The following is a 10889-nucleotide window of genomic DNA, read 5'->3' on the forward strand; positions in this document are numbered from 1 at the left end:
GACATGGTCGGCCTGGAGAAGACAACGCCAGGCCATCGCCCGCCGCTGCCACTACAGAAAACGCAGCTCAGGACACGAACCGCTGCTGGAGTACTAGCCGCCGACGGTGCCGGCGCTGCCGCCGTACGCCTGCTGCGGAGACTCCGCCGCCACGGGCAAGCTGCTGCAGAGGCGCTGTGTGGTGTAAGAACACCAGGAGGGCCGGCTGGCCAAAGTAAGGCGAGGCATGCGGGTCGCGAGGGTGGTGAGGGCGGTGATCAGTTCCATACGGGCCAGTTGAGCGCCGATGCATGTATGGATGCCCTTCCCGAAAGCGATGTGCGGGGCACCGGTGCGTCGAGGGTCGAACGTATCCGGGTGCGGGAATACAGCCTCGTCACGGTTCATGGCGGCGATCATGAACCGAATGGGAGTGTGGGCCGGCAGGGTGACTCCTCCGATGGTCATGTCTCGGCGTGTTGTGAGGTTGATGGAATTGATGACGTGGGGACTGCGGTAACGCAGCGCTTCTTCGATCCATGCGCTGGGGTCGTTGCGCAGGACGGCCACGGTGTTCGGGTGGTCGATGAGAGTGAGGACGGCCAGGTCTATGGCGGCAAGAGCCGAAGTGTAGGACGCCGCCCACAACAGCCAGCACAAGAGCGCCACGTCGACCGCGGGTATGCCATTAGAGGCGTCGGTGAGGCGAGCGAAGCCGGAGCCGTGTGTGAAGCGCCGTTGACGAACGGCGTTGTTCATATAGCTGAACAGGTTTCGGGAGGCTTCATCGGCATCCGCGCGAGCCGCAGGGGTTGTCTTCGGGTACAGAGCCTGGAAGATGCGGGCCGGCAGTGCAGCGAGCATGTCGAAGTCTTCGTCGGGGATACCGAAGACGATGGCTGCTGCGTGCTGGGTAAAAGGCAGGGCGTACTGGCTGTGAAGATCCGCCGTGCCACGTTCGGCCAGGGTGGTGGCGAGCTGGTCGGTCAGGCGTTCGGCCTCCTTTCTCAGCTGGATGTTCGCTCGTGAGAGCAGGTTGCGGTCGAACGCCGCAGCTCCTACGCGTCGCAGCTCGGTATGGCGGGGCGGAACCGACTTGATGAGGGTCTGATTGATGGTGCGCAGCGCGTAGGAGCTGGCGTCGTCTTCTGCCGCGTCTCGGATGTTGGGGTCCCTCAGCAGGGCGGCATGTTCGTAGCTCGAGACATAGGCAGTACCGTCTGGGTTGAGATAGACGGGATGCTTGGCCCGAAGCCAGGTGTAGAAAGGGTAGGGATCACTGAGGTTCTCAGGCTGAGCGAGTACGTCGAACAGGTCTTGATCCGGCATGAGAACTTCCTTAACGTCGAGCGTGGCCACGAGGATTTGGGAGCTGCCAGGACGACGCTCCTCACTCCAGCGTCATTTCGGATGAAATAGCCGTGACTCGAGGCCTTTCGAACCGAGGCACGGCAAAGGGCAACCTCATTCTTGCGATCCGGATATGGCGTCCCGATCTCTTTGCTTCCGGCAGGAGCGAGTTCTTGGATCAGTGCCGGCCGGAAAGCGTCGCGAAGTGCATGATTCACGTGCCGCCCGCAGCGCTGGGCGTAGTTGGGTGATGCAGCCACTGCATCACGTCGGGCGTGAGCTCACCAGAGTCCGTGGCCAGCGGAGACCAAGAACGCCCGCAACATTGCATCCTTGTGAACAATGAGGCGTGACGGGCCTCACCCGACATTCACGAATGCACAATCTTGCGTAATCTCCGCCACCTATACCGCACGAAGACGCTGTTGCGGACTGGATCCCGTGTGATGCAGTAGATTCCCTCGCCTCCACCAAAGGAGGGGCCCTCGGGGAAACCTATTCAGTCTCCCTTACCTGCAACGCGCGCCGAAAAAGGAAGTGGATTGAATGTCCGAATGTGCTGTGATATGCGGCTTGGGGACCTGTCTACCGGAACAGATAATCACTAATGAAGACCTGGCAGCACGCTTGGACACCAGCGATGAATGGATCCGCAGGCGGACAGGCATCCAGCGCCGAAGAATGGTCGACCCGGGGACCAGTACCGGTGATCTTGCCGCTGCCGCAGGACAGGCAGCCCAGGTGTCTGCTGGACGCAGCGCCGATTTCGTGGTCTTGGCGACGACCACTCCTGATCGTCCATGCCCGGCCACTGCACCGGAGGTGGCCCATCGGCTTGGGCTGACCGAGGTGCCGGCACTGGACATAGCGGCGGTGTGCTCGGGATTCGTCTATGCCTTGGGTCTGGCCGAGGCACTGGTGAGAGCCGGCGCTTGTGACCAGCCGCTCGTGATCGGCGCCGAGGTGTACACGTCAATCATTGATCCACGGGACCGGAACACCGCGGTCATTTTCGGTGACGGAGCAGGAGCGGTGCTGCTGCGCCGCGGTGACAGCGGCGAGCCAGGCGCCATCCGTGCCGTGGAACTCGGCAGTTCCGGGGCAGGCAGTGACTTGATCGCCGTTGCCGGGGGCGGCTCACGAATACCGGGACGCGAACAGCAAGTGCCGCGTGAGCAGCGGTACTTCCGTATGCAGGGGCGCGAGGTGTACAGGCAAGCCGTGGCCAGGATGACATCGTCCGCCCGCTCGGTGCTCGACCGCGTCGGGTGGTCGCCCTCGGAAGTGCGCGCGTTTGTAGGTCACCAGGCCAATCAGCGCATCTTGGACGCGGTGGCCGACCGCCTGGGGGTTGCCCCGTGTTACCGGTTCGGGAACATCGCCGAAGTCGGCAACACCGCCGCGGCTTCCATCCCGCTGGCCTTGGCAGACGCCTCGGCAAGTGACCGCATCCATCCGGGGGTCCCCACCGTGCTCACGGCCTTCGGCGGCGGCCTCACCTGGGGATCAGCCGCAGTGACCTGGCCCGACGTGGTGCCCGTGTCTATGCCGCCCAAGTCCCCGACTGCTTTGTGCTGTTCCATGGCCGACCACGCGGCCGACGCGGTCGCAACGGCTCCTCAGCCCCATTGACCCACGTGCAGGACGCCGCCCCCGCTCCCGCACGTTCACTCACCTGATCAATCCGGACCATTCACCACCATGTCATCAGGAGGTTCCCATGACCACCGCAGCCTCATTGCGTGAGAGTCTGGAACAGACGCTCACCGGCAAATTCCAGGTTGATCCGGCCGGCATCGTGGGAGGAGCTACCCTCACTGATCTCGGGCTGGACTCTCTCGCAGTGGTGGAACTGATCGATGCTCTGGCCACCGACCTAAAACTGCAGCTCGAAGACGACGCCTTGCATCCCGCCATGACCGTGGACGAGGCCGTGGCGGCTCTGCGGCAGGGTAATGCCAAGTGACCAGGCCTGGCTCGGACCAAGACATAGTGGTGACCGGCATCGGCATGGTCAGCTCTGCCGGCATCGGTGCCGATGTCACCTGGAAGAGTGTGCTGGCCGGACAACCGACAGCCCGCACCAACCCGGATCTCGCTGGGCTCGCCGTGGACTTCGCCTGCCAGGTACCCGACTTCGACCCGGTGGCCCGGCTGGGCGCGACTCTGGCTCGACGCACCGACCGCTACAGCCAGCTGGCCTTCGTCGCTGGTGACGAGGCGCTGCACATGGCCGGTCTGGAACCAGAGGAGTGGGACGGAACGCGGGTCGGCGTGATCATCGGCACCGCGTTCGGCGGCGTCACCACGATCGAAAACCAAGTCACCCGCCTGGTGGGGGGGCATGTAGTAGCGGCGACCACCGCCCCGATGATCGCGCCCAATATGCTGGCCGGACAGCTTTCCTTGCATTGGCGAGCCAACGGCCCCAGCTTCGCGGCCTGTACGGCTTGTGCTTCCGGAACAACCGCAATCGGGCTGGGCACGCAGCTGCTGCGCACAGGGACATGTGACGTTGTGCTGGCCGGTGGCAGCGACGCGGCCGTCACCCGGATCACCACCGCGGCGTTCGCCCGGATGGGCGCCTTGTCGTCGCGCTGCCACACACCGGCCCTGGCCTCTCGACCATTCGACGCCGCGCGTGACGGCTTCGTTATGAGCGAGGGCGCAGCAGTCCTGGTGCTGGAGCGAAGAGCACAATCCGCCGCGCGCAGGGCGACAGCGTTGGCCCAGGTGGTCGGTTACGGCGCCTCAGCCGACGCCCACCACATCACCGAACCGCACCCCCAGGCCAGCGGACTGGAGTATGCGACAAAGGCCGCACTCGCTCAGGCTCACGCCGCGATGGCAGACGTCGATCACATCAACGCCCACGCCACCAGCACCCCCAAAGGCGACCTGGTGGAGGGAGGATTGATCACCCGGCTCTTCGGCCGCCAGGCGACGGTTACCTCAGCCAAGGGCGTCCTCGGCCACACCATGGGCGCGGCCGGCGCCATCGAGGCTGCCTTGACCGTGCTCGCCATCAACGAGCAGACGGTGCCGCCGACAGCCAATCTCGAGCGCCTGGACCCGCAGATCGATGCCGATGTCGTCGTCGGCACGGCTCGTCCCCAGCGCATCCAGCTTGCGCTCAGCAATTCCAGCGGCTTCGGCGGCCAGAACGCTGTATTAGCTCTTGCCCCTGCCTGACGGGAGGCCTCTGGCCTGGGAACCGAGAGAAAGAAGGAAGGAGGAACCATGGTCGAGACAGCTGAGCAGGGCGCACGAAAATCCATGGCTGCACCGCAGCTCTGGGCGCTGGCCCGGCAGACCGTCACCGCGGACCCTGAGGTCAGCTCTCGCCGCGCCGCCGACCAGATCGCTTGGTTGCGCGACTACGCGCCTCGCCGCATCAACTCGCTGCTCATCGATGAGCGGCGGTGCATCCCCCCCTACATCGTCCAGGACTTCGGACGTACGGGACTGTTCGGTCCGCTCATCGAGGAGCAGTACGGCGGCACCGCCCTGCTCTTCCGCGACATGTTCCGGGTGTTCGAGCAGTTGATGGCCATCGACACCACCTTGGGTACGTGGATGACCACCTCGATCTGTCCGGGGACTCGAGCGCTGTCGGTTTGGGCCACCAGAGAGATCAAGCAGGAGTGGCTGCCTTTGCTGGCCGGCGGCCGTACCTTGGGCGCCTACGCCCAGACCGAACCCGGTGCCGGGAGCGACTTCTCGCAGCTCTCCACGACAGCTCGCCCGGCGTCAGCGGGTGGATGGCTGCTCAGCGGAGACAAGCACTGGATCGGCAACGGAGCATGGGCGGGGATCTGCACTGTAATCGCCCGGCTGAATGCGCAGCACAGTGATCCGTCCTCACTGGTCGCGTTGGCCGTACCCACAGCCAGCCACGGCGTTCGTCTCGGGGAGGAGCACCTGTCGTTCGGCCAACGCGGCATGGTGCAGAACAAGATGCACTTCACAGACGTGGTCGTTCCCGACAGCCACGTCCTGGCGGACGGCAACGGCCGCTTGGCCGCTATGGATTTGATGTGCGTCTCGCGCCTTGCGCTCGCTGCCTTCGCGTTGGGCGCGCTGAAGCGGATCGTCCAGCTGGCCTTCCGCTTCGCCCGACGGCGGACAACCTCCGGAGTGCCGCTCATGAACCGGGCCGTGATCCGCGGCTGGCTGACAGACACCATCGCCCGCACCGACATCCTGGAAGCCCTCGTGTATGACCTGGCCGACCGGCTGGACACCGGGCAGACGGTCAGTATGGAGTCCGCCATCGCAGCCAAGGTCCTTGGCAGCGAATGGGCGGTCGAGGCAGCCGACCGTCTGATGCAGCTGCTGGGCGGTCGTGGCTACGACGAGGCGAACATAGCTGCCCGCATGTACCGGGACCTTCGCGTCTACCGGATCTTCGAAGGGCCCACCGAGGCCCTGTGCGACTTCCTGGCCCGACGTGCCCTCCGGCAATCCGGCCAGGTCCGCACCATGCTCGCCACATACAGCGGCACAGACCTCGCTCGGCGATTCGAGGCTGCTGTCACGGCCCGCCCGGCAGGAGATGGTCTTCCCGACGCATCCCATGCGGCAGTCGCCGACGCCCTCATGTGGACCCTGGCCGCAGGTGCCGTGCGGAGACACTCACCGCACCATACGCACGCACTACGGGTCGCCGAGGTCCAGCTGCAACGGGCCCTGGACGGCTTGTGCGCTCGGGGCGGCGACTCGACGACCGTCTCGCAGGATCTGCTGGAGGCGGCCGCGGACCGGTACACGCAGCACATCGGCGATGTCGTGCAACAGCTACCCGGAGCGCACTGCGGCATAGACCCGCTGCTGCAGCCGACTCGGGCGAGTGCACGAGCGAGCCGGAGCACACCGCGTCCCTGACGCTTTGGCGCCAGTTCAGCGGCCACTCCCGTGTCGCCGCACTCGAGGGAACGGAATGTCCAGCACACCGGAAGAGGAGCAGACAGCATGTACACCATGGCCCGTCGGTCGCCCGTCTCGTCGAGGGCCGCAGTACTGCAAGGAAGCAGCCTGGGCGAACTCCTCCTGCTCGCGCGGGAACGCCACGCCATCGATCTGGCGGTCGGTACTCCCGGCTACCCGGAACCGTCCGTCGACCTTCTCCAAGCCGCCGCCGATGCGATGCAGGCAGGGCGCAATCAGTACGACCACCCGTCCGGGGACCTGTTGCTGCGGAAGCGGATCGCCGAGACGCTCGCTCCGGGCGCCGACCCGCGTACCGAACTGACCATCACCGTCGGCGCCACCGAAGCCTTGTGCGTCGCCTTGCTCGCCACCCTTGATCCCGGGGACGAAGTCGTCCTGCTGGACCCCGGATACGAGCAGTTCAGGGCAGCCATCGCCCTCGCCGGTGCGGTGCCACGCTTCGTGCCCCTCCACCCACCCACCTGGCGCTACGACTCCATCGACCTCGCGGCCGCCTTCGGTCCGCGCACTCGAGCCGTGCTGCTGAACACACCTGCCAACCCCACCGGACGCGTACTGGACCGCACGGAACTCGACGAGATCGCCGCGTTGTGCGACCGCTGGAACGCCACCGTGATCTGCGACGAGGTGTACAGCACCTACGTCTTCGACGGCCGGTCCTGGATGTCCGTCAGCGACGTTCCGGGACTCGCCGAGCGCAGCATCATCGTCGGCTCGCTCTCCAAGAGCCATGCGATCAGCGGGTGGCGCCTCGGATTCCTGCGTGCCGACGCGGCCCGCACCGAGGTGCTGCGGCGGGTGCATGAAGTGACCACCAATGGCGCCGCCACCCCGCTGCAGGTGGCGGTGGGCGTGGCCGCGCTCTCCGTGGACCTGTGTGCCGCCACCGTGCAGATGGCTCGGTGCCGGGACCTTGTCCAGGAGATGTTTTCCCGCAAAGGCATGAAGTTCGCCGCGCCAGAAGGAGGGTGTTACCTGTTGGCCGACATCAGCCCCGTCACCGACGGTAAGTACAATGGCCGCCAGTTCGTCCTCGAACTCCTCGACGAGGCGGGGGTGCTCCTGGCACCCGGGGCCTCCTTCTTCGCCGACTCGGCTCGCGGCGAGCAGTACGTGCGTATCGCGTTCAACCGGCAGCCCGACCTCCTGCGCGAGGTCGAGCGCCGGATCCTGGTCGGCTGACGCCGCGAGGGGGTGAACGGGAATGGGGCAGTACGGGGCAGACCAATTGGGACCGCTCCCCGCCTTTCTCAAAGACGGCAGCGAGGACGTGGCCCGTTTCGTGACGCCTGCCGGAGACACGATGTGGCTCGTGCGCGACTACAAGCTCGGGCGCGCGGTGCTGACCGACAAGCGCTTCAGCCGGGCACACGCCGTCCGGCCCGAGGCTCCGAAGTTCAACGACGCAGAGCCCGCGCCGGACTCCATGGTGAGCATGGACGGCAGCCAGCACGCCCGGCTGCGACGCGTAGTCAGCGGCGCCTTCTCGACCGGCCGGATCGCCGCACTGGCTCCCCTCGTGGCGGAACTCACTGACCGGCGCCTCGACGCCATCGCAGCGCACGGCCCAGGCGTAGATCTCGTTGAACACCTCGCCGCACCCTTGCCGTTGGTTGTGCTGTGCTCGGTGCTCGGCATACCACCCGAGGACAGCAATCGCTTCCGCGGCTGGGTCGAGGTCCTCTTCGACATCTCCCCCAGCGGCAATCGGGAGAAGGCTCGTCGACGCATCGCACTCGCTAACTACATGAAGGGCCTGGTGGAGCGGAAGCGGGGGGAGCCGCGGAACGACCTGCTCACCGAGTTGATCAACGCACACGACCGGGGTCAGCTCACCCTGAACGAACTGCTCACCCTGGGACTCACCCTGCTGATGGCCGGCTACGAGACCACGGTCGGACAACTGGGCCTGACGGTACTGTCGCTGCTCACCGATCACGAGATGTACGAGGAACTCGTCGCACGTCCTGACCGGATCGCCCCCGCTGTGGAGGAGCTGCTGCGGCTCAACCCCGCCACACCGCTGACATTCCCACGTGTAGCCCTGCAGCCGGTACAGCTGGGGAACGTGACTGTACAGGCGGGAGAGGCCGTCATGGTGGCGCCGCTGCACGGCAACCGCGACGCCAAGGTGTTCATCGAGCCAGAGATGCTCAACTTTGGGGGTCATGACGCCGCACACTTGACCTTCGGCCACGGTGTGCATCGTTGTCTGGGTGCCCCCCTGGCAAGGCTACAGGTCCGCATCGTCCTCGAACGGCTGCTGCGGCGCTTCCCGACCCTCCGGCTCGCCGCTGTCGACACCCCAGTGACGTGGAAGGAGGACTTGGCGACCCGTGGACTGTCTCGGCTCCACGTCGACTGGTAATCACTTCGGTTGCTGCAGCAAGGCGTCGCCACTTCGCCGGCTCAATGGACACCGTCTGTCGACGGAGCCACCGAACTACCTACTGCTCGTCCAGTTGTTGCCCACCACTCTTGACTACGGACCCCCAGGACATGACTGAGCGCACTGTCGCATTCGCCGCCTCCACACAACCAGGCATGATGAGCCCTTCCACACCGCACACCACGACAGCTCAGTGGCTGCGGACCTACCATCGCCGACAACACCCCACCGCACGTCTCGTGTGCTTCCCCCACGCCGGCGGTGCCGCAACCGCATTCAGTAAGTTGTCCGCGGCGCTCCCCGACGACATCCAACTGCTTGCGGTGCAGTACCCCGGCCGGCAAGACCGCCGCTCCGAACCCTGCGTCGAGGACATCGCCGCGCTGGCCCGCGAAACGGCTCACGCCTTGGTTCCGTGTACCGACCTTCCTCTGTTCCTCCTCGGCCACAGCCTGGGCGCCATCGTGGCCTTCGAGACAGCCCGCCTGTTGGAGGAGCACGGGAGCGTGGCTGGGCTGTTTGTTTCCGCCGCCCGGCCTCCGGCACAGGATTGGGAGGAGCCTGATGCCGAAGCACTGAGCGATGACGACCTGGTCGCCGAGCTCCGGAGACTCGGCGGGGTGCCAGACGTACTCCTGCGAAATCCACAATCTCGCGCCGAGGCCCTGCGACTCTTGCGCGCCGATCACCGTGTACTGCATGGTTACCAGTGTGGGCCGCATATCACGCTCACTGCACCCGTCACTGTGCTACTCGCAGCGGAGGACCCGAAAAACACGGTGGAGCAGGTCCGGGACTGGGCTCGGCACACCACGGGACGACACACCGTGGAGATCCATCCGGGCGGGCACTTCGCACTGACCGAACGCGTCGGCGAGATCGCGAGGCTGCTGGTGGGACACATCCATGACCAGCTGACCGCCAGGCCCGCCGAACCACCGGCCGACCTGGTACGCGAGCTTTACCTCGCCGGACCGGATCCCCGCGGCATTCGACCGTCCACGGACCTTACGACTCTTCAGGAAGCTGCTCGCAAGGTGCTAACGCCGTCTGCCTACGGTTATGTGTCGGGCGACGCGGGAACTGGTGCCACCCGGCGCGCCAATCGCGAGGCCTTCGAGCGGTGGCGGATCGTGCCGCGGATGCTCCGCGGCATCACCCGCCGGGACCTGTCAGTGGCCCTGTTCGGCAGTCGGCTGACCGCCCCGGTTCTACTGGCGCCAGTCGCCGCGCAGACCGTCGTCCACCCCCAGGGTGAACTCGCGTCCGTGCGCGGCGCTACCGACGCCGGCGTTCCTTTCGTGCTCTCCTCCTTTTCCTCCCACAGCATGGAGGAGGTCGCGGCAGCCGCAGGTGAGCAGCCACGGTGGTTTCAGCTGTACTGGCCGTCGGAACCCACCGTGGCCGAGTCTCTGGTACGCCGCGCCGAGGCGAGCGGATACCACGCCCTGGTTCTCACGGTCGACAGTCCTTCCTTCGGTTACCGCCCCGTGGACCTCGACCACGGCTATCTGCCCTTCCTGCACGGCTTGGGCCTCGCCAACTTCACCACCGACCCGGCCTTTCGGGCGGGACTGCCCCCGGACGCCGACGAAAGCTCGGTAATCGCGCACTGGGTCACCCTGTCCACCAATCCGGCCCTCACCTGGGACGGGCTGGCGTGGCTGCGCGAGCTGACGAACATCCCGATCCTACTCAAAGGCATCCTGCATCCGGATGACGCACGCCTGGCCCTCGCGCACGGCATGGACGGCGTGATCGTCTCCAACCATGGCGGGCGCCAACTGGACGGCACCATGGCCGCCCTGGACTGCCTGCCGGCCGTTCGCGCGGCTGTCGGACCCGCCGTCCCGGTGCTCATGGACTCCGGTGTGCGCACCGGCAGTGACGTGATCAAAGCACTCGCCCTCGGCGCGGACGCGGTGCTGCTGGGCCGGCCCTACCAGTACGGTCTGGCGTTGGACGGGCGCAGTGGCGTGCGGCACGTACTGCGCTGTCTGCTCGCCGAGCTGGACCTGGCGCTGACGTTGAGCGGGCGCGGAAGTGTCCGGGACATCACCGAGGACCTGCTTGCCCCGGCCGGCCCCTTCAAGGCATCCCGGGGGGATGCCTGACACCCAAGGCGTGAGCGTTTTCAGTGTGGCTACTGGTTGGTGATGTCGGCGGGGGCTTGTGGGTGGCAGAACGGACGAGGCTCCCGAGCTGTTGAGAGAGGTGCTTG

At 66.1% G+C, this 10889-nt stretch carries 8 protein-coding genes; 7 read left to right on the forward strand and 1 reads right to left on the reverse strand.

All coding sequences use genetic code 11. The features are described 5' to 3' along the window. Nucleotides 1–93 precede the first annotated feature (93 nt). On the reverse strand, nt 94–1338 hold the full coding sequence (locus tag ACZ7HQ_RS43845; protein WP_471002826.1) for a cytochrome P450: 1245 nt from the start codon (nt 1336–1338) through the stop codon (nt 94–96). Between the two features lie 537 nt (nt 1339–1875). Here ACZ7HQ_RS43845 and ACZ7HQ_RS43850 point away from each other — a divergent pair. The 7 genes from ACZ7HQ_RS43850 to ACZ7HQ_RS43880 all read left to right on the forward strand — a co-directional run bounded on the left by ACZ7HQ_RS43850 (nt 1876) and on the right by ACZ7HQ_RS43880 (nt 10782). Further along, a complete protein-coding gene (locus ACZ7HQ_RS43850) occupies nt 1876–2961 on the forward strand; it encodes a beta-ketoacyl-ACP synthase III (protein ID WP_471002829.1) in 1086 nt (361 codons plus the stop codon). Nucleotides 2962–3049: 88 nt separating this feature from the next. Continuing rightward, on the forward strand, nt 3050–3295 hold the full coding sequence (locus ACZ7HQ_RS43855) for an acyl carrier protein (protein ID WP_471002832.1): 246 nt from the start codon (nt 3050–3052) through the stop codon (nt 3293–3295). Between the two features lie 29 nt (nt 3296–3324). After that, nucleotides 3325–4521 (forward strand): beta-ketoacyl-[acyl-carrier-protein] synthase family protein, encoded by a 1197-nt coding sequence (locus tag ACZ7HQ_RS43860; protein WP_471002844.1) that lies wholly within the window; start codon nt 3325–3327, stop codon nt 4519–4521. 48 nt (nt 4522–4569) lie between these two features. After that, entirely contained in the window at nt 4570–6213 is a 1644-nt protein-coding gene (locus tag ACZ7HQ_RS43865) for an acyl-CoA dehydrogenase family protein (protein WP_471002835.1), read from the forward strand. Between the two features lie 87 nt (nt 6214–6300). Beyond that, a complete protein-coding gene (locus ACZ7HQ_RS43870) occupies nt 6301–7461 on the forward strand; it encodes a pyridoxal phosphate-dependent aminotransferase (protein ID WP_471002838.1) in 1161 nt (386 codons plus the stop codon). A 121-nt stretch (nt 7462–7582) separates the two neighbouring features. Next, a complete protein-coding gene (locus ACZ7HQ_RS43875) occupies nt 7583–8647 on the forward strand; it encodes a cytochrome P450 (RefSeq protein ID WP_471002847.1) in 1065 nt (354 codons plus the stop codon). A gap of 131 nt (nt 8648–8778) precedes the next feature. Continuing rightward, complete coding sequence (locus tag ACZ7HQ_RS43880; protein WP_471002841.1) at nt 8779–10782, forward strand: alpha-hydroxy-acid oxidizing protein; 2004 nt, start codon at nt 8779–8781, stop codon at nt 10780–10782. The last annotated feature ends 107 nt before the right edge of the window (nt 10783–10889 follow it).

The organism is Streptomyces sp. NPDC037290, assembly GCF_055603245.1.

Excerpts from the sequence above, each read along its gene's own strand:
- ACZ7HQ_RS43850 (WP_471002829.1), top strand. The coding sequence starts at position 1,876 with ATGTCCGAATGTGCTGTGATATGCGGCTTGGGGACCTGTCTACCGGAA.
- ACZ7HQ_RS43855 (WP_471002832.1), top strand. The coding sequence starts at position 3,050 with ATGACCACCGCAGCCTCATTGCGTGAGAGTCTGGAACAGACGCTCACC.
- ACZ7HQ_RS43865 (WP_471002835.1), top strand. The coding sequence starts at position 4,570 with ATGGTCGAGACAGCTGAGCAGGGCGCACGAAAATCCATGGCTGCACCG.
- ACZ7HQ_RS43870 (WP_471002838.1), top strand. The coding sequence starts at position 6,301 with ATGTACACCATGGCCCGTCGGTCGCCCGTCTCGTCGAGGGCCGCAGTA.
- ACZ7HQ_RS43875 (WP_471002847.1), top strand. The coding sequence starts at position 7,583 with ATGTGGCTCGTGCGCGACTACAAGCTCGGGCGCGCGGTGCTGACCGAC.
- ACZ7HQ_RS43880 (WP_471002841.1), top strand. The coding sequence starts at position 8,779 with ATGACTGAGCGCACTGTCGCATTCGCCGCCTCCACACAACCAGGCATG.